Raw genomic sequence first — 20,274 nt, 5'->3', positions numbered from 1 at the left:
ATACTATATTAACTAAAAATCAATATTTTAGGATTAATCTTAATTTATTATATTAAAAAATTAAGCTATTTAAAATCAAGGGGAAAGGTAATGAGCAACATAAGTATTAAGAAGAACAGAAATAATGATACCCTATTACAAGAGATAAAAAATTACTTATTTGGTAAAAAAAATAAGAAAGAGCTAAATTATTACACTGTGTTAGATTTTAAAGATAAAGATGATTTTACAGAGAAATGCAATAATTTTAATCACAATGTTAAGGATTACTTACTTTCTTCTCATAAGAAGAAAGCTAAAAGGCAATTAAAAGCACAATTAAAAATTGAATTAGAAGATATACAAAGCAAAAAAGGAAGGAAGAAGCTTAAAGGTGACATTGAAGAAAAAGCCCTAAAAACTAGTAAGATTATTGATAGTGAAATACGTAAGAAGGGCTTGCAGTATATAATAGATCTAGAAAATAAAGTTATATCTTGTAATTTAGACGAAACAGGCTCTAATAACAAAGTGGCTGTTTTGCAAAGGAATAATAATAAACCTTCGAATGAATCTTATAGGGATAATGCACTTAATTATCTAAGCTCCTTAGAAGAATATTTAAATATTGAATTGTCTGCTATTAATTTAGATTCCTTGCCTCAAAGTGAGCAAGATAGACTTGAGGAAGAATTTCAAAAATTTAACGAAAAGAAGCAATTTAGCGAGAAAGTAATACACGATAGTATTAAAGAAGGAGGATTACATGATGCTATACGCTTAAAAAAACAAATTCTATCTTATCAGCAAGAATTTGAAAAGGAAAAGGAAAGTGAAAAAGAAAAAAATCGTGATAACTTAAACAAAGTAGATGAAAGTTATTCAAAGATATTAGGAAATGATCAAAAAAAAATCGCGCTTTGGCACAAATTTAATCTTGATTATATAAGCCAAGTGAAAAATCATCTTGGCTTTAATCTGGAATGTCCATTAGAAGAGACAATAGAGGGATGTTTCTTAATGAAACATAAAGATAAATTAGAAAGAAAATTTGGCAAGGAAATAAAAAAATTTAATCGGGAAAGTGCCGCAAAAATTTTATCAGATTCAAGTCTACGTTTAATTTACGACGAAGGCGTAGCTAGTAAAGAGCTTAGTCCTTTAGCTTCTTATGAAGATTGTGTTAAATATCAGCAAAAAGTTAATGAGAGAGATAGCAGTGTGGGGAAATCTGAGGCAATAGTAGAAGAAGCAAATAACCAGCAACAGATTGATTTAAAGAATGAACCTCTTCCGAAACTCACTTATGAGGAGAAAGTGGTAGGGAGCGGAGAATCGGAGTGTATTGATGAGGGTTCGAGCACCGGAATAACGATACAATTGTCCACAGAAGTAGAGTTGCAAAAGAAGTTTAATGATAGGGAGGCAGAAAAAGCTTCAGTTGTAAAACATGTGGATATAAGTTATTCACCTACTATCAATGTGAATGCACCAAAACCTAAAAAAGTGTTTTCAATTACACAATCACTTAAAAAAGCGCAAGTAGTTCAAAATCTTGATAGCAATACGATGAGTAATTTGCATATAGTGCAAAAGCAGAAGAGGTTATCATTTAGTAACACAATGACATTACTATTATCAATATATGGAAGGCCTATAAGCAGCATATTTGGAATGAAAAATTTTCAAACGTCTTTTATAATTAGATTTAATTGGCCAAACTTGAACGTTAACACGGAGATAAGCAATATAAAAGCTTTAGAAAGCCCACAGGAAAAATTGACTTCCGAAACATCACAAAATGTTCAGCAGCAAGATAATAAAGAAGAAAGTAATAACTCTTTCAGTACATTTAGTAATATTAAAAACTGGTGTTATTATAATATTGTAGAACCAGTGGTAAATTTTGTTGGTGTAACACTAGAGTATAATGCACTCAACTCAAATTTAAATACAGATTATAAGAGTGATATAGAACCTGGAATTTCAGGTCGATATACAAAAACCCCTGATAATATAACGAGCAGTGTAAGTAATGAATTACATGGTGTTACTATACACAAATTATTAACTACTATAAAATGTATAGGTTGATTTTTTAAGAATGCTAAATGAATTATAAGATGACAGATCAATAATTCTTAAATAACTTCTATCTCATATTGTAAAGATGGAGATTAATCAAGACATCAATGAAGAAGGCATTTTTTTTACTTCATTAGTTCGTTTATCTCGCCATTTTTTTAATTTATCAGCAATATCATTATTGCTGATAGATAATATGGATGCAGCCATAATAGCAGCGTTGAATGCTCCACTGCTGCCTATTGCCATAGTTGCGACAGGAACTCCTTTGGGCATTTGTGTGATAGAGAGCAAACTATCTATACCATTTAAATGCTTGCTCTGAATTGGCACGCCTATAACAGGTAGATGAGTTAGTGCAGCTGTCATTCCTGGCAAATGAGCTGCACCACCAGCTCCAGCTATAATCACTTTGAAACCTTCCTTTTCTGCAGATTTAGCGAAATCAAATAACCTATCTGGCGTTCTATGAGCAGATATTATACGGATTGCGTACGATATCTGTAATTCCTTTAAAACAGTTAATGAGTTTTCCATTGTTGTAAAATCTGACTCACTGCCCATTATTATAGCTACTTCTGCTGTCATATTCTTCTCATTTTTATGATTTTTAAACCCTTTGATCACATCAGATAGTTATACTTCCGATCGCTCACAGACCAAATTTTAACTTGATGTGTTTATATAATAGCTTCACATTTACGATATAAGAAGTCATTAATTATAGCCATGGTTATTAAAGTTGCTATTTCCCTTTTTTTGTAATTCTCAGAATAGTAACGCTTAGACCTTAAAATAAGAGATTCTGGATGTCCTTGAAAGTGAATATTGCCATGCTTATCTTCAATTGCTTCAATGACATCATCATCAGAAAGCCCTATAACTTTATAACCGAGTGATTGTAACTTTTCAATATTCTCATCACTGTTATTAATCATCTCTCCATGAGCGTCAGGGAAATAAATAGCAAACCAACCATCTTCATCAGGTTGTGCAAAGCGTGATACCATTGATGACAATCTACTTTCCGGTGCTATCTTTAACTTATTAAGACGGCGATCGTTATGATAAGATTTTTTGCTCTCTTGAATCTTATGCAGCTTTTTCATGCTGATTATCTCAATCCCTTTTGCATGCATAATTCCCTGCAGCCCCCCACAAATAGAAAGCAGGCTGATATTGGGATTTTCATCTACGATTTGTACGATTGCTTTAGTCACTAATTGACGATTTGGGGTAGGAGGTAAAGGATCAGAATCAAGATTATAATAATTTCCTGGTAATAATATTCTATTTATTTTGCTATCCTTAATAAAATCCTTAACTACTTCTTTTATTTTCTTAGATTCTAATTGTTCTGCATGTATCACATCATCCTTAGTTTCAGATAATGCTTCTTCCTTTGCTTTACTGAAAAGTTTATTGTAATCAATTAATATAACATGTGCACCCATACTAACAAGCATCTCACATATTTTATCAGAAGATGCCCATTCATGGTCATAAGTTTCTTTTTCCGTTCTCAGTAAGCCAACAGTAATATCACAGTCTTTGTTAGGAAAATCTCTTACTTCTGCAATAGCAAAGTTAAATTTAAGCAAAAATAGCAACGTTAATATATTTATAAAAATTCTCATTCTCTATAAAGAAAATCATTTAAAATAGCTATAGCCACCAAAGTAGCAATTCCCCTCTCTTTTTCTTTTGCAGGGTAATTTTTATCAGATTTTATCACAAGTGCTTCTGGATGATCTTGAAAATATAGGTTTCCATGCTTATCTTCAATCACCTCAATAATGCCATCATCTGAAAATCCAACTACTTTATACCCAAGATGCTCTAACTTTTGTTTATTCTGATTACTGGTATCAACCACTCCACCGTGAGCATCAGGGAAATAAACAGAAAACCAACCATTTTTATCTGGTTTGATAAATTTAGATGCTATTTCTCCTAACCTACTTTCTGGAACGATTTTTAGCTTATGCAGATGCACATTTTCTTGCTGCGGATTTGGCATTGATATTAAATGTGCCTCTTGTTGCTTTGCATCTACCAGTTTATCAACACGAATTATTTCAACTCCTTTTGCATGCATCACACCTTGCAATCCACCACAGATAGCAATAATATGAATATTAGGATTATCATCTACTATTTTTACAATTGCTTCAGTAACTAATTGACGATTTGGTGTTGGTGGAAAAGGATCATAATCAAGATTGTAATAATTTCCAGCTATAAATATTCTGTTGATTTTATTTTCTTCAATAAAATTTTGAACAACTACCTTAATTTTATCTAATTCTAACTTATTTGCTAATAATTGATCTTTTTTAGCTTCAGATAGTGCTTCTTTTTTTATTTTATCAAAATCTACTATTTTATTATAATCAATCAGTAAAACATTTGCTCCCATATATGTAAGCATTTCATATATATTATCAGAAAATTCCCATTCATATGGGTAAGTTTCCTTCTCTGTCCTAAGCAAGCCAACCACTACCTCTTTTTGATCATTAGAAACATCCGTACTCTGATTGCTAATTTCGTTTGCGTTTACAAAACTAGATATCAGGAAAAACAGCAATATGAATATTTTAACAATAAGCAATTTATGGCAACTGTTTTGCAGCTTAAACATACAATTAATTAAAAATATAACACTATATAATATAATGCAATTTGCTATAAGAGGCAAATATTCTTGTAAAAATTTTAATAAACGTGGCTTGAGCTGGAATCGAACCAGCGACACAAGGATTTTCAGTCCTTTGCTCTACCGACTGAGCTATCAAGCCAACTTAAAAGTTCTAAACAAAAAACTTTATCATGTCTATAATAAATTTATTACATTGTTTTAAATCTTATGACGATAAAGATAGGTGTGTATCCTGGTACTTTTGATCCAATTACTTTTGGTCATGTTGATATAATTAAGAGGGCATATAATTTAGTTGACAAGTTGATCATTGGTGTAGCTTGTGACGTTAAGAAAGACATGATTTTTTCTGCTAATGCGCGAGCAGAGATGGTACGAGAAGAAATTAAATTACTCAATATAAAAGCCGAAGTGATAATATTTAATGGATTATTGATATATTTTGCTCAAAAGCAGAACGCTTCAGTGATAATTAGAGGTTTAAGGGCAGTATCGGATTTTGATTATGAATTTCAAATGAGCTGGATAAATTATAAACTATCTCCTAAAATTGAAACAATATTTTTACCTGCTGCTGAGGATACTCAGTTTATCTCTTCAAGTTTCGTTAAAGAAATTGCAAGACTGAATGGAGATGTAAGTAAGTTTGTTTCGAAAAATGTGAAAGAACAACTTTTAAATTTTTATTATAAATAACTTTTATTTAAAAAAAGAATTCAAGCTACTTTGGAAACCCAAAGTAGCTTATTTAGTAAATTATCTTTTGCGACCACAAACTTGCTTAACTTCTTTTATATTAATCATTTTACACTTTGATTCAGCATTTGAATCTAGATTATTTTGATTTATTTTCTCTATAAGAGTGGCAACTGTTCCTTTAGGTTGTTCGAAATTTCTTCTTATATCCTTTACAGAAACCTCACAACATTCTTGCTCAACAGTGATATTAACATTTGATTCTTGACGATTAGAGCCACAAATTTTTTCATCGTGATGCTCTAGTTTTGGTCCTTGAGGTTTTGGTGGTGGTATAGGTTTTGAGGATACAATAGATTTAGGCCAAAAATCATCTGGCAACTCAAAAGATTTTTGCTCTATAACTTTCTTTTGTATGATGTCTTGATTTTCTTTAGTCATACTTCCCCCTATTTTAATTAATAATAAAATATTAAAAATTACTTATAAGTCAAGAATTAAAGTTAAATTGAAGTAATATCAACCTACATGTATTTTTTCTCCATCATTAACAAAGTAATGCCCTGAAGTAATTAATTTTATATCCTTAGGAAGGCCAAAAATTAATATATTATCTTGATCTATAATTTCTACGGGTAAGAAAGAAACAGTATTATCATTTTCAACAATTTTAACGCCAATAATACCATCATCATTTAAAATCAAAGTTGAAGCAGGTACTTTGTGCGCAATTACTGTACCCACCGCTAACTGAACGTCTGCTATCATGCCTTTAGTAATAAACATTTCATAATTGTTTTTTGGAATTGTTACCTCTATTCTATAAGTCCTAGTTGCTGGACTTATTACCTTACTTATAAAACTTACTTCTCCTTCAGTCTGATAACTATTTGCTAAGTTTATCTTGGCAGTATTTCCCAATTTTATTTTGTTTACATCTTTCTCCGACACATGTACTGCAATAATAACTTCATCAAAATTAATAATAGTAGTGATAGGTTTGCTAGTAGTTATAAAATCTCCTTTTCCAACTACGATCTTATCAACGTAGCCAGATAAAGGTGCTACAACAGTTGTATTTTCTAAATTTATCTGTGCTCTTTTTAGGTCAGCTTTAGCACTTTGCACAGCAGCAAAGGCTGCTTCAGCTTGAGTTTGAGATCTATAACCCTTTTCATTTAGAGATTCAGAGGCTTGATATTCAGCTTCATATTGTTTTACAAGAGCTTTAGCTCTTTCGTACTGCTCTATGTAATCATACTCTTTTAATTTTAAAATAGCGTCTCCCTTATTTACTTTATTTCCACTTGAAACATAAATATCAACAACTTTTCCGTTGATTTCTGGTACAACATTTATGAATTGATGCATATCTACTGTTCCAGTAAAAGATAAATATATCGTTTCCTCTTGTGCTTTTGACTCCACTAGCTTAACTTGTACTGTTTCTGTGATGTTATTACCTTTTTCTATTACGTTATTGCTATAAAACAAACCGCTACTAAACCATAATATGGAAAGGATCAATATTGATAACGCTATTTTATATTTTAATTTTAAAGCTTTTAACCTAATAAGTAGATCTCGCAATTGAGCGTAAAATTTAGTGTTATTGTTCATGGTATATTTTTTTAATAATTGGCTAACATTATATTAGCATAACAGTAAATCATTCTTCTAATTAAAAAACTAAACAATGTAGAAATTATTAAATAAACTTAATTATGAGGATTGATTAATATATTAACTATAATATACCTTGAGCATTAAAATAAGTAAATTAATGATAGGTGGCAGGAAAAGGCTATTGGATGAAGCTCCTATAATAGTAACCTGAATACCAAGAGAATTAGGTGCATCGCTGCCAGATGGTAAAAATAGCAAATTTAATTATTTAGATATATTAATAAACAAGAGAATAAAGAGGACAGATATATATTTAATAATAAATGGTAATGATCCAGGATTTATAGTACTTTCAAAAATAAGTGATAAAGGTATAATGAAATTTTTAATATATAAAGAGATAGCTTAGATTTACGGGAGAAAGCGGTATCTATGGTTGAGAAAGGGAAGTCGAAAGCTGAGGTTGTGGAGCTGTTGGAATAGCAATACTATACAGATGGCTGAAAAAGCAATCTGCCGGATAAAACCAGCAAAAGCTAGTGGTTTCATACGAAAAGTGGTTAGAACAAATATTATTACCACAATTACAGTGCGATAGTTATCGATAATGCAATAAAACCGCTAAAACAAGAGAATTAATTGAAAAGGCAATTTACTCTATCTTCCTCCATATTCACCAGATCTTAATCCAATTGAAAATTGCTGGCACACAATTAAAAGCTGGCTAAGACCTAGAATGTATCAACAAGAAAACTTATTACTTCTTGTTGGTAACTCTATTATTTAGGCTTATAATTCAGTTTAGAATATATTATAGTTATGGATATATTGATTACATATTTTATAATTCTCTATCACCTTAAACCCTCTAGTATATATATGATATATAACAAGTTTATTCATTTAACGTTGCTATTTTGTACTGGCTCTAACTGTTTTAATATTGATTTTAATCTAAAAAGACATTCATCTTTATTAAGTATTACCATTATATCAATAATACTTGGTGAATTTATTGTTCCTACAATTGAAGCACGTAAAATCTTATAAATCTCACTTATTTGTATGTTATGTAAATTTGTAAACTCTTTAATTTCTATGGAGATTGTATCTCTATTCCAATTTTGATCAATAATTTCTGATAAGAAAGATGCTAACAAACCAATACTGTCAAGGTTAGATTTTATAACTTCATATGCATGTTCATCAGCAATAATTGGAGGACTTTCAACATAAAAGAGAGCTGATTTAGCTAAACTAATCAAAGAATTAGCTCTTTTTTTTAGTTCTGTAAGCCCTTGCAATAAGTAATTTTTATGCCTTTCAGTTATTCTGTTCTTAACTTCTTTTTCTAAAATTGGAATAAGCATATTGAGAAGCTGTTCATTACTCATATTATTAATATAATAACTATTGAGATGCTCAAGTTTTTTAAAATCTAAACGTGCAGGTGAACGTCCAATTCCTTGTAAATTAAATATCTTAACTGCTTGCTCATTACTTATAATCTCATCATTATTATGGCCCCAACCAAGCCTTAAAAGATAGTTGCGCATTGCTTTCGGCAATATACCCATTTTTTCATATTCAACTACACTTAAAGCATTATGCCTTTTAGATAATTTGTGACCGTTTTCATCATGAATAAGTGGAACATGTGCAAAATTAGGAGGATTAAAGCCAAACGCTTGATATATCAGTAACTGCTTAAAAGTATTAGTTAAATGATCAGAACCCCTAATTATTTGCGTGATCCCCATATCATGATCATCAACGACAACAGCAAAAATATAGGTTGGAGTCATATCTGAACGTAGAATTACTATATCATCAAGTTGTGCATTATCAATTTTCATTGTGCCATATACATTATCATTAAAAGCAATTTCCCCATCTGATGGAACCTTAAAGCGTATTGCCGGAGTGTTACAAGACGCTGGACTATTTGTACATTTATGTCTATAAGGTTTTGTCTTTAATTCTCGTTCTTCAGTATTATTAGGGGGACAAAAGCAGTAATAAGCTTTACCAATTTTAACTAAATGGTTAGCTGCTTCTATATGTCTCTCTATTCTTTGCGATTGAAATATAACTTCTCCATCGTAATCTATGTCAAGCCAAGAAAGACCCTTAATTATTGCATCTATTGCTTCTTTGGTTGATCTTTTTTGATCTGTGTCCTCTATTCTCAATAAGAATTGACCATTATTGCGCTTTGCGTATAACCAGTTAAACAAAGCAGTACGTGCTCCACCAATATGCAAAAAACCTGTCGGGGAAGGAGCAAAACGTGTGATAACTTTAGGCATTTTCAATTCTATCTAAAATAAAGTCTAAAGCAGCATCTACAGCTGCAACTTGTATTTTATTGCGATCACTGTAATTAAAGTGATATTCTTTGCAATCAATATTAATTTTGGAAAGCATACAGCTTATATATACCAAACCTACAGGTTTACAGCTTGATCCTCCATCTGGACCTGCAATTCCAGTAATTGCAACTGCAATATTGGCATTTGATCTAAGTAAAGTACCGCGTGCCATTTCATTTGCTACTTCCTTGCTAACAGCACCATAATTTCTTAATGTTTCTTCCTGCACACCTAAAATCTTACTTTTAGAATTATTAGAGTAGGTTACAAATGCACAATCTAATATTGTTGATGCTCCAGAAATAGTGGTAAATAAAAAAGATAAAAGACCACCGCTGCAAGACTCAGCAATAGCAATCTTAAAGTTACTTTCTTTAATTTTTTTGTAACATGCTAAAGCTTTATTTAGTATATCTTGATCAATCATTTTATTTGGAAATTTACTTTTTCATGAACTGAACTGTATCAAGAGCATAACTTAAAATCAATCTTATATTAATTAATCGCTTATCTTAAATGCAACGGCACTTTGTTTATCATTCATAACAATATTTAACTTTTTCCCTTTTGATAATCTCCCAGATAATATTTCATCTGCAATTTGCTCCTTTATCTCCTTGGTTATTACTCTTTCTATTGGACGAGCTCCTAACTCTTCATTATAGCCAATTCTTGCTAGATAATGCCTTGCTTCATCATCAATTTCACATTTAATTCTTTTTTTCATAAGTTGAACCTTAAGTTGTGAAATAAACTTATCTATTATGCAGGTAATAATTTCAGGCTTTAAGTGGGAAAATGATACAACAGCATCTAAACGATTACGAAACTCAGGAGTAAATACCCTTTCCATAGCTTTCTTACTGGAATCAATATTAAAATTTTTATCCCTATCAAAACCAACAGAATTCTTGCTTAATTCGAAAGTTCCAGCATTTGTTGTCATGATTAAAATTACATTACAGAAATTAACTTTACGTCCATAAGTATCAGTAACACAACCGTAATCCATCATCTGTAGCAGTATATTATATATGCTATAATGGGCTTTTTCTATCTCATCAAGCAGTAGCACGCTATGCTGATTTTTAGCAACAGCATCGGTAAGAAGTCCTCCGTTATCGTATCCTACATATCCAGGTGGAGATCCTATAATCCTTGATACAGTGTGAGGCTCCATATATTCAGACATATCAAAACGTATGAACTTCATGCCTGTATTTTCTGCTAATTGTTTAGCAAGTTCAGTTTTTCCAACTCCTGTTGGTCCAGCAAATAAATAGCTTGCCAATGGTTTATTTTCATTACCAAGACCTGACTTTGCTATTTTAATGGAATTAATAAGACAATCAATTGCCTCATCTTGACCAAAGACAAGATTTTTTAATTTTTTTTCTAAGGACTTAATTTTTTTCTGATCATTAAATGTTAGTTGGTTGCATGGCACACCAGAGATCTTCGTTATAACATTCTCAATGTCTTTTGCAGTTACCATCCTTCTCCGAGTATTTAGTAATTTACAATATGCACCAGCTTCATCAATGACATCCACAGCTTTGTCTGGCAACACTCTATCAGAGATATATCTACTTGATAACTCAGCAGCTAATTTTATTGCCTGATTGGTATAATATACACCATGATAAGCTTCATAATGAGGCTTAATACCATGTAATATCTTTATTGTTTCTAGAATAGGAGATGCTTTAATATCTATTTTTTGAAATCTCCTGGCAAGTGCTCGATCCTTCTCAAAACTATTATTATATTCTTTATAAGTAGTCGCTCCTATGCAGCGTAATGTACCACGAGCTAAAGCTGGTTTAAGTAAATTACTAGCATCGAGAAATCCACCACTTGTTGAACCAGCACCAATTATTGTATGTATCTCATCAATAAAAAGTATAGCATTTGGCCTTACTTCGATTGCTTTTATTACAGACTTAACACGCTCTTCAAAATCCCCACGATAGCGTGTTCCTGCAAGCAGACATCCTATATCAAGAGAATAAACTGTACTAAATCTTAGAGGATCTGGAACATCACCTTTAATTATTTTTAAAACTAAGCCTTCAACAATAGCGGTTTTGCCAACACCAGGATCACCCACGTATATAGGATTACTTTTTTTATGTCTTAGCAAAATTTCAATAGTTCTATTAAGCTCATATGTGCGCCCAATTACACTATCTATTTTTTCATCTTTTGCTTGATGATTCAGATTGACGCAATAGGCTTGCAGGCTTTCGTCATCTTTAAGTAGCGCATTATCTTCAGTAGTAGTAGATTGTTTTTGATCAAAATAATCGACACCAGATTCTTCATTACAATGTAATATACTAGATGCGGTATTAATAATATCACTTAGGTCTAAATTATATTCATGTAGAAAATTTGCTTTTAGCAAATGGCACTCAGAAAGCACCTCAACAAGCACGTTAGTACCATCAACTTCCCTTTTTCCCAAACCATGAGCATGTATAATAGCCCTATGTATTACACGTTGAAATGCAAAATCAGGTTTAATAGTAGCTAAGTCATATTCAACTACCATTCTGTCTTCATGCTGGAGAAAATTCACAATATTATTTCTTAGCTCACTTATTTCAACATTACACTTATATAAGATTTTCTTAACATCTATATCTTCTGTAAGAGCAAGTAACAAATGTTCAAGTTTAGCGTATTGATGTTTTAAATCACAAGCAATAGTTAATGCTCTATATAAGCTAAATTCGAGATTTTTAGATATCACTAATGCACTCCTAAATAACATATTATACTTACCATATAAGCGTTAAAAATAAGTTGAAGATGAAATGCCTTTTTAAATTTGCTAAAATTCTGTCTTTAAAGATTAGTCAATGCTGACAATAAAGAAGAAAATAATATTTTAAGGAGAAGAAAGATGCTATATACCTTCTTAAAAAGATTTTTAACTTTATATATTTTGAAGTTTAAGTTTTCTGAATAATCGTGATGAAAGATAAATTTTATTTAGAGTCTTTTTTAGAGGCATTAGTTGCGGAAAAATACGTAACACAAAACACGTTAGATGCTTATAGGCTGGACTTGCTGGGATTAATTGATTTTTTATCCGCAAAGAATATTAATTTAGTACGAGCAAGTACAGAAAATTTACGTGCCTATATAAGTTTTTTGCGTAAACAGGGTTATAAAATTAGCTCAGTACAGAGGAAAATATCATCTATTAAGCATTTCTATCGTTTCTTATGTAGTGATGAAGTAATAGATTATAACCCAACAATTAAGCTTATCGTACCTAAATCACATCGGCCATTACCGAAATATCTAAGCATAGATGAAGTAAACAAATTGCTGACTTCAAATTATGAAGCAAGATTAAACGTAATTGTGAATGTTCTTTACTCTTCTGGAATGAGGATTTCTGAACTGATAAGTATTAAGCTTGATGAGACTTTAGCAGCAATTAGTAATGGCGAAAAGTGCAGTTACATTATAATAAAAGGAAAAGGAGAGAAAGAAAGGTTAGTTTTATTGAACGAAACAGCAATTAACAGCATTAATAAATATCTCACTATTCGAGCAAAATTTATCACAAATAATCAAGAATCAAAGTGGTTATTTCCCGGAGATAAGTTTGACAATCCAATCACTAGACAACGCATAGGCCAGCTACTTAAAGACTTAGCAAGAAAATGTGCTATAGATGAGAAAAAAGTCTCCCCACACGTTATTAGGCATTCCTTTGCCACTCACTTACTTAATAATGGCGCTGATATTATTTTTATTCAAAAAATGCTAGGGCACAGCAGCATATCTACCACACAAATATACACTCATGTTGCTAATGAAAAACTTAAAAATATCTTACTTAAGTTACATCCACTGGCTAAAGAAAAGCCAATATAATTGCTTTTTTTAAAAGAACTATATAGTTATAAGACATTGTTTAGGGGGAAATATGCCTGGGGGGAGTGCAGCTGAAATAGATATAGAGTTTTTCAGTAATAAAGAAGGTAAAACACATATAACATCTCCACCAAAGCCGAAATCTCTCTTTGGTTGGTATGATTCTGAATTTATAAAAGCTTCACTTGGGGATATTACTACTAATGAATATGCTAATAAGGAAGCAAATGCAATTATTATCGTACAAAGTGAAGCTTATGAATCAAACAACGATAAGGAGTCAGATAAAGAATTTATAAAAAATGTGGTAAGTGAAGAGTTTAGTCAGGCACTTATGCTTCTTAAGCAAACAAAACTTTCAGTATGCTTCATTAGAAGTATTCCTCATTATGATGAAGGATATGAAGAAAAAATTACTGAGCATTACATATTTTTATACTTTTTCCGTAACCACAATCATAAGAAAAGTGTTCTGATAATTGATCCTCAAGGATCAAAGTTCGGCACCGATCAAAACGAAAAAGCTATTGATGAAGAATTTGTTGATATTATCTATTATGCTGCGAAAAAAAGTGGAGCTAAGTTGTATGTTTCTGAAGATGTCATACAACAAGATGGCCGTTCTTGTGGGCCAATATGTGTAGAGTTAGTTCGAGCTTTTTATGAAATAGATAGTGATGAAGGAAAAAAAGAAAGATTGTTTGAGATTTTGAAAAAAAACGAACCTAAGCCTGGCCTTTTCGACTATTTTACATCAAAGCAACTTTATAGGCTCTGTAAACTTGGCACTGATATTATACCTCAGAACGTAATTGATGATTTTAGTATAAAAGAACCAGTTACATTTGTTGATGGTAATCATGAAGATGTTGGTGGGGAGAAGACTAGAGAAAAACATCACAACACTACTGCCTCTGTTGACAAAAAGAAAAAGTATTTAAAGGAAAGTTACTTTATATCCCATATCAAGCCCTTTCTTATAAAATTAGGTGCAGATCCAAATCTACTAGATCTAGAAAAATTATGTCCATCTTTTAAAAGCGGGATTATTACTGGTGCTGAAATACTTGATCAGGTAAAAACTTCAAAAAATGCAGTAGACACACCAGAAGCTAAAGGCAAAAAGAAAGATAAGAGAAAAAAGTCACTAATAAAAAAAGATAATAAAAGGGTTACACTTCAGTTAGCCGATGGGCAAATAAAAAATCCATACACACAATTAAGCAATGAGGAAAAAAGAGATCATCAACATACTAGAAAGAATATAAAACGGATTGCTGATGAAGATCACAATGAATACACAGAAATTCAGAGTGAAGAATGCTTGCAAAAATTCAATCCTTGCTTAACATTACTGATTGCTGTCTGTATTTCTGGTTCTATCTTATCTTCCATGTTATTACTTACAGGTAATAATGGTATGAGTATAGGGAAAATGATAAATATAGGTATTCTGGCTACTTCATCAATAACGCTTGTCTGCACTATTTCTGTTGTATGTTTTGTAAAAAATAAGGAACAAAAAGTAGCACCTAAGATAGATGATCCAAATATACAAGCTGAGCTACAACAAACTAAGAGTTATAATTAGTTACTTTATATAATTAATACTTCTTCATCTGCAGAAATAAGAGTTTCAAAAATGGTTGCTTTTTTAATAAATAAATGATATTATTTCCGGTATAGTAGCTATTGGTTTTGTTATGAATGGTGGTGGTCAATTTATAAATAATAACTTAAATTCCCAAGTTAACTTTTTGAAAGACTGGTACACTCCTGAAATCATGAAAGCATCACTTAGCGATATTACTGCTAAAGAATACATTGATAAAAAAGCAAGTGCAATTATTGCAGTACAAAGCGAGAGTAGTGTTGAAGCGTATGGATTTGAACTAAATCAACAAAAGGATCAAAAACTTATAAAAGAAGCAGTAAATAAAGAATTCAAGCAAGCATTTCAGCTGCTTGAAGAAACAAAATTGCCTGTATGTTTTATTAGGGGGATACCTCATTGTGATGAAGGATACCGAGCACAAGTTGCTGGGCATTATGTGTTTTTATACTTTTTTCATGGTCATAAAGATAAGAAAAGCGTCTTAGTAGTTGATCCTCAGGGTTCAAAATTCGGTGACCGCCCTACTGATCAAGGAGAAAAAGCTATTGATGAAGAATTTATTGATATTATTCGTCATGCTGCAAAAGAAAATGCAGCTCAGATATATGTTTCTCAAGATGTAATACAACAAGATGGTCGTTCATGTGGACCTGTGAGTGTGGAACTAGCACGAGCTTTTTATGAAGCAAGCAGCAACGAAAAGAAAAAAGAAAAATTATTTGAAATTTTAAAAGACAGTCAGCTTAAGAGCACTAAGTTGAATGACAACTCAACATTAAAATATCAACTTTGCAAGCTTGGAAATTCTATTATATCTCAGAAAATCATTGATGATTTTAATAATAAAGTTAAGCATGAATTTACTAATAATGGAAAAAAACCTACTGAAGAGGTTGGAGGGCAGAAAGTTAGGGAGGCTCATTATCATACTAGTATTCTTATCAATCAAAAGGGCATAAATAAGATAAAAAGAGGAGACGAGAACTACAATGAGAATGTTAAACCGTTTTTGAGAGCACTAAATGCAAGTGAAGGTTTGTTAAAAAGCATATGTTCATCTTTTAAGAGTGGTATTATTACCGGAACATCACTTCTCAATCAAGAACAAATCCAACAAGTTCAGCGAAAAAGAGAAAAAATACTTGACATAAAAGAGAGAAAAAACGCTAAGTCTGAGATTTCAAATGAGCACAAATCAAGTAAATCAGAACTACATAACAGTGCTCAAGATCATAAACCAGCAGGGAAGTGTGGATTATTAATGGGGTTAATGGTAGCTAGCATGTTTGCTATCATATTTTTTGCTTTCTTTTTATCTAGAAGTGATACAGATATAGGAAAAGAAATTTGTGGTGCTGGCCTTGCTGTTTCGATATTAGTGTTTGTTTCTACTATCGCTTATCTTTGTCTGAGAAAAACTCCAGATTCTAAAATGACTATAGGTATAAAAACTCCTCTTATAGAAACTACAACTACTACAGTTTAGCCTTCCCAAAAATGAACTTAATTAGAAATATCAGCTTTAACTTATTTCTAGTTGTTTGGGCAGCTTTATATACTATAGCTGCCTTGCCTATACTTCTTATGCCATTACCAGTTATTATTGTGTTTTCTTCATTTGCTGTAAGAATTGTACTTTTGATGCTGAAATTGATTTGTGGTATTACCTATGAAGTTAGAGGGAAAGAAAATATTCCAGATAGATCTTTTATAGTTGCATCTAAGCATCAATCTCCTTTAGAAACATTCATTTTGATGGTTTTATTCAAACGGACGGTTTTTATCCTAAAAAAAGAGTTACTTTGGCTACCTTTTATTGGGCTACATTTTTTTGCACTAAAGATGATATTCATTGATCGCAAGGGTGGCAGTAGTGTTATACATAATATGACTAAAACCACAAAACTTCGTTTAAAAGAAGGAAGAACTGTAGTGATATTTCCAGAAGGAACTAGAGTGGCAATTGGTCAAAAAAGAGAATATAAATCTGGTATTGCGTTTCTATATTCAAATTTATCCGTACCGGTTTTACCTATTGCACTCAATACAGGACTGTTTTGGCCAAGAAATATAATGTCTCTACAAAGAAACTGCGGGAAAGTTATAGTGGAAATATTGCCACCTATATATCCTGGGCTTACTAAGAAGGATTTTCTTACTTTATTACAAAACTCCATTGAAGAAAGAAGTATATTATTGACTTAAGTTTATGTTTCATATTAAATTATGAGGGATTTAATAATTTATTGGTTGTAAATATGGCAAACACTGCAAGTGCTAAAAAGATGATAAGGAAAATAGAAAAACGCACTTTAATTAACAATATGCGTAAAAACAAAACACGTACTACTGTTAGAAAAGTAATGGATGCGATAAGTGCAGGTAGCTATGAAAGTGCAATGTTAGCATTTAAAAGTGCTATGTCTAATTTGCATAGATGCGTAACTAAAGGTGTGATGCATAAAAACACAGCTGCACGTAAGATAAGTCGTTTGAATGCAAAAATACATAAATTATTTAAAAGCACAAATTCACAGGTCAATTTAGTAGAAAAAAGCTAGTGTAACGGGTTTATAATATTATTACTTAAGAAAAAGTCTAAAAACTCAGAAAGTTCTATTAAATTTGTGAAAATAATAGAATTCGTGCTAGTATAAATTAAATCAATTGCTTATAAAACTATTCTTTTTACTTACTTCAAAGAACGATAAATTGTCAGCAGACAGTGAAGAATATAAGATATTGTTTACATCTTTTAATGTAGTTTTTTCAAAATTATTTATATAATTGTCGATATAATCTACATTAAAGTTATGCAGCTGCATTTTCGTTAAATAGTGAATTATGTTATCATTATTTGATAATGAAAAAATAAACGAATTAATGATATTAATTCTTGCATCTTCAAACAGTTGACTATTTATTCCTTTTTCTTTAATTTCGTTAAAAACTTGTTTTATAGCCGATATAGCTTGAGCAGCTGTAGAATTATCAGTATATAAAACACCACTTAAAATGTTGCTATGCTCGTTGGTATCAAGAAAAGTGCTAATATGATATGTAATTCCTAGTTTGTCACGTAATTCATGCATTAACACGGAATTTAAGCTCATACCACCAAGAGCATAGTTTAAAAGATAAACCTTATAGTAATTAGGGTCATCTATAGCAATTCCTTCTTGTCCAAAGAACACTACACTTTGTGGGATATCCATAAAAGCATGACCATTCTTGCCCAAATTAAGGTTAGCGTTTTCAACCCTATGTACTGATTTCTCTGCTTTAGTAGGTAACTGTAATAAATAATTGTCAATCAACTCACTTAGCTCTTGCGAGCTTGCAGAGCCTACAACGCTAATTACCATTTTCTCTTGATTAAAATTTCTTTTTACATACTGCAGAACATCATCTTGCGTAATATTTTTGATAGTATCAAGCGACCCGTATTCAGCATTTGCATAAGGATGCTTACCAAACAGTAACTTCCTTAATCCACTTTTTGCTACAAACTGAGGATCATTATCAAGCTTTTTGATTAGGACAGTCTGCATTTCTTTTGCCCTGTTAAAACCATTGTCATCAAAATTGGGTCTTAGTAAATAATCACTAAGTAAAAATATCGCATCAGGCAAGTTTTCGGATAAAGTTTTTAAATAGACATGAAAATATTCTTTACTGACATTAGAGGATAATTTAATGCCCTTATTTTCAAGCTTTCTTGCAAATTCTAAAGCATTACTATTACCTGCACCCTCGTGAAGAAATGCAGAAGTAAAAGCAGCAAGCCCTTGCTTTTCCTGGTCATCATATGCATAACCAGAGTTTTTAAATGTAATATCTAAAGACACAACTGGTAAATCATGATTTTCCACAAATAAAAACTTAAAATTATTATTGGTAGTAATTTCTTCTACTTTAATGTTCACATCGCCAGCATGAAATGCTGTACAAAAAAATAGTAAAAGAAATAGTAGTAGTTTATTGTGCATTACTTTCACCCTCTTTAGGAAGTAAATAACCAACCAATTTAGCTTTAGTAAAAATAGAACTAATCTCTGGGTTTATCTCATCCACACTAATATTATCAAATTCCTTATAAGTTATATCTATATTTTCGATTGGAATACCCAAGACTAAATTACTACCATAAAAATAAGCTATAGATGTTAAATCGTCCAAATCATAAATTTTGTTAGCTTTATACCTATATTTTGCACTTTGCAATTCTTCATCAGATATACCTTTATTAATAAAATTAGCAATAGCTTCATTTAATGCATTTTCTATTTCTTGTATCTGTACTCCACTTTTGGGTAATATTGAAACTTTTATAGCACTGTCATTATACACCATTTCATCATAATCCACACTAATGCTAACTGCTAAATTTTTGTTTAAAACTAAGTCCTCATATAACTTGCTAGACATTCCTCCACCCAAAATGTCAGCTATTAAACTAATTTTTAGATAGTTCTTTCCAGTTACCTTGCTTGGAACTTTATACCATACAAATAACTCAGGCTCCTGTACTCCATCACTATCTAAAGTGACAGCTATGTTGGCATTATGCTCTGGTTCAGATCCAGGGAAACGCTTAGCTACTGGGCCAGATTCTACAGATCCATAATGTTCTTTTGCTAGACTTAATACCTTGTTGGTATCAACGTCACCAACAACTACAAGTATTGCATTGTTTGGATAATAATATTTATTGTAAAAACTTAAAGCATCACTTTTATTTAAAGAATTAATTTCATTTTCTAAGCCAGCAACTGGCCTACCATAATTACTTCTGTAAAACGCTCTTTCCATTTCTTCTCTAAGTATTGCTCTAGGGGAATTATCTATCCTCATTTTCCTTTCTTCCAGTACAATATTACGTTCCTTCTCTGCTGCTTCATCTGTTATATTTAAATTACGCATTCTATCTGCTTCAATTTCCATAGCTAAACTCAAGTCCCTTTTTTGCACTAGCTCGTAATACACAGTAAAATCAGCAGAGGTTCCAGCATTAAATTGACCACCTATCTCCCCTATAGTGGCAGATACATCTTTAAATTTTTTAGTACCTTTAAACATTAAGTGTTCTAAGTAATGAGCAAGCCCCGACTTGCCAACTGGATCATCAGCTCCTCCAACCTTATACCAAATCATGTGCATTACTGCTGGAATTCTATGATTTGGTATAATATAAACCTCCATACCATTTTCCAATTCTTCGTGACTGATTCTCGCATCAAGTGCAAAAGCTGATTGACTAATTATAAAAAATGAGAGGAGGATAAACAGTTTATATATCATGTTTAGAATCAACATATGATTAAATATTTAATACTTGATATAAA

At 31.5% G+C, this 20,274-nt stretch carries 18 protein-coding genes and 1 tRNA gene; 8 read left to right on the top strand and 11 right to left on the bottom strand.

Going from position 1 to position 20,274, the window contains the following annotated elements:
• Positions 1–90: 90 nt before the first annotated feature.
• Positions 91–2,073, top strand: coding sequence for a hypothetical protein (locus AACL09_RS02615; RefSeq protein WP_339048733.1), 1,983 nt, complete (start codon positions 91–93; stop codon positions 2,071–2,073).
• 87 nt (positions 2,074–2,160) lie between these two features.
• Here AACL09_RS02615 and purE read toward each other — a convergent pair whose 3' ends face one another.
• From purE to AACL09_RS02595, 4 genes are all read right to left on the bottom strand, one after another.
• A complete protein-coding gene (purE, locus tag AACL09_RS02610; RefSeq protein WP_339048997.1) occupies positions 2,161–2,652 on the bottom strand; it encodes a 5-(carboxyamino)imidazole ribonucleotide mutase in 492 nt (163 codons plus the stop codon).
• Between the two features lie 92 nt (positions 2,653–2,744).
• The gene (locus AACL09_RS02605; RefSeq protein WP_339048731.1) at positions 2,745–3,701 is read right to left on the bottom strand and encodes a glutamine amidotransferase-related protein; all 957 of its coding nucleotides are present in this window, start codon (positions 3,699–3,701) and stop codon (positions 2,745–2,747) included.
• Entirely contained in the window at positions 3,698–4,708 is a 1,011-nt protein-coding gene (locus AACL09_RS02600; RefSeq protein WP_339048729.1) for a hypothetical protein, read from the bottom strand. Before AACL09_RS02600 ends, AACL09_RS02605 begins: the two co-directional genes overlap by 4 nt.
• Positions 4,709–4,792: 84 nt before the next feature.
• Positions 4,793–4,865: transfer RNA gene (locus AACL09_RS02595), tRNA-Phe, on the bottom strand.
• 68 nt (positions 4,866–4,933) lie between these two features.
• On the opposite strand from AACL09_RS02595, the gene coaD reads away from it, so the two are divergent.
• Positions 4,934–5,422 carry a pantetheine-phosphate adenylyltransferase gene (coaD, locus tag AACL09_RS02590; protein WP_339048727.1) on the top strand — a complete coding sequence of 163 codons (489 nt, stop codon included), beginning with the start codon at positions 4,934–4,936 and terminating at the stop codon, positions 5,420–5,422.
• A gap of 60 nt (positions 5,423–5,482) precedes the next feature.
• Here the strand turns inward: coaD and AACL09_RS02585 are convergent, their stop codons facing one another.
• Together AACL09_RS02585 and AACL09_RS02580 are read right to left on the bottom strand one after the other, a co-directional pair.
• On the bottom strand, positions 5,483–5,863 hold the full coding sequence (locus tag AACL09_RS02585; protein ID WP_339048725.1) for a hypothetical protein: 381 nt from the start codon (positions 5,861–5,863) through the stop codon (positions 5,483–5,485).
• A gap of 78 nt (positions 5,864–5,941) precedes the next feature.
• The gene (locus AACL09_RS02580) at positions 5,942–7,042 is read right to left on the bottom strand and encodes an efflux RND transporter periplasmic adaptor subunit (RefSeq protein WP_339048723.1); all 1,101 of its coding nucleotides are present in this window, start codon (positions 7,040–7,042) and stop codon (positions 5,942–5,944) included.
• Between the two features lie 697 nt (positions 7,043–7,739).
• Between AACL09_RS02580 and AACL09_RS06355 the strand changes: the two genes are divergently transcribed.
• Positions 7,740–7,835 carry a hypothetical protein gene (locus AACL09_RS06355; RefSeq protein ID WP_410519823.1) on the top strand — a complete coding sequence of 32 codons (96 nt, stop codon included), beginning with the start codon at positions 7,740–7,742 and terminating at the stop codon, positions 7,833–7,835.
• A 112-nt stretch (positions 7,836–7,947) separates the two neighbouring features.
• Here AACL09_RS06355 and gltX read toward each other — a convergent pair whose 3' ends face one another.
• The 3 genes from gltX to AACL09_RS02560 form a co-directional block, all read right to left on the bottom strand.
• A complete protein-coding gene (gene gltX, locus AACL09_RS02570) occupies positions 7,948–9,357 on the bottom strand; it encodes a glutamate--tRNA ligase (protein ID WP_339048721.1) in 1,410 nt (469 codons plus the stop codon).
• Positions 9,350–9,847 carry a CinA family protein gene (locus AACL09_RS02565; protein WP_339048719.1) on the bottom strand — a complete coding sequence of 166 codons (498 nt, stop codon included), beginning with the start codon at positions 9,845–9,847 and terminating at the stop codon, positions 9,350–9,352. Before AACL09_RS02565 ends, gltX begins: the two co-directional genes overlap by 8 nt.
• Before the next feature lie 72 nt (positions 9,848–9,919).
• Positions 9,920–12,175, bottom strand: a complete 2,256-nt coding sequence (locus AACL09_RS02560) for an AAA family ATPase (RefSeq protein ID WP_339048995.1) — start codon at positions 12,173–12,175, stop codon at positions 9,920–9,922.
• Positions 12,176–12,399: 224 nt separating this feature from the next.
• On the opposite strand from AACL09_RS02560, the gene AACL09_RS02555 reads away from it, so the two are divergent.
• From AACL09_RS02555 to rpsT, 5 genes are all read left to right on the top strand, one after another.
• The gene (locus tag AACL09_RS02555; RefSeq protein ID WP_339048717.1) at positions 12,400–13,314 is read left to right on the top strand and encodes a tyrosine recombinase; all 915 of its coding nucleotides are present in this window, start codon (positions 12,400–12,402) and stop codon (positions 13,312–13,314) included.
• Positions 13,315–13,366: 52 nt separating this feature from the next.
• Positions 13,367–14,905: a hypothetical protein gene (locus tag AACL09_RS02550; protein WP_339048715.1), complete on the top strand. Its 1,539-nt coding sequence runs from the start codon at positions 13,367–13,369 to the stop codon at positions 14,903–14,905.
• Between the two features lie 112 nt (positions 14,906–15,017).
• Positions 15,018–16,415, top strand: coding sequence for a hypothetical protein (locus tag AACL09_RS02545; protein WP_339048713.1), 1,398 nt, complete (start codon positions 15,018–15,020; stop codon positions 16,413–16,415).
• An 11-nt stretch (positions 16,416–16,426) separates the two neighbouring features.
• On the top strand, positions 16,427–17,134 hold the full coding sequence (locus tag AACL09_RS02540) for a lysophospholipid acyltransferase family protein (protein ID WP_339048711.1): 708 nt from the start codon (positions 16,427–16,429) through the stop codon (positions 17,132–17,134).
• A gap of 53 nt (positions 17,135–17,187) precedes the next feature.
• On the top strand, positions 17,188–17,490 hold the full coding sequence (gene rpsT / locus AACL09_RS02535) for a 30S ribosomal protein S20 (RefSeq protein WP_339048709.1): 303 nt from the start codon (positions 17,188–17,190) through the stop codon (positions 17,488–17,490).
• 102 nt (positions 17,491–17,592) lie between these two features.
• Here rpsT and AACL09_RS02530 read toward each other — a convergent pair whose 3' ends face one another.
• Positions 17,593–18,918 carry a pitrilysin family protein gene (locus AACL09_RS02530; RefSeq protein WP_339048707.1) on the bottom strand — a complete coding sequence of 442 codons (1,326 nt, stop codon included), beginning with the start codon at positions 18,916–18,918 and terminating at the stop codon, positions 17,593–17,595.
• Positions 18,908–20,245: a pitrilysin family protein gene (locus tag AACL09_RS02525; protein WP_339048705.1), complete on the bottom strand. Its 1,338-nt coding sequence runs from the start codon at positions 20,243–20,245 to the stop codon at positions 18,908–18,910. The genes AACL09_RS02530 and AACL09_RS02525 overlap by 11 nt, the downstream gene beginning before the upstream one ends.
• Positions 20,246–20,274: the final 29 nt, after the last annotated feature.

This window comes from Candidatus Mesenet endosymbiont of Phosphuga atrata (genome assembly GCF_964020175.1).
Taxonomy (GTDB): domain Bacteria; phylum Pseudomonadota; class Alphaproteobacteria; order Rickettsiales; family Anaplasmataceae; genus Mesenet.
Note: the sequence above shows the minus strand (reverse complement) of the source record. Positions and strands in the feature narration are given on the sequence as shown.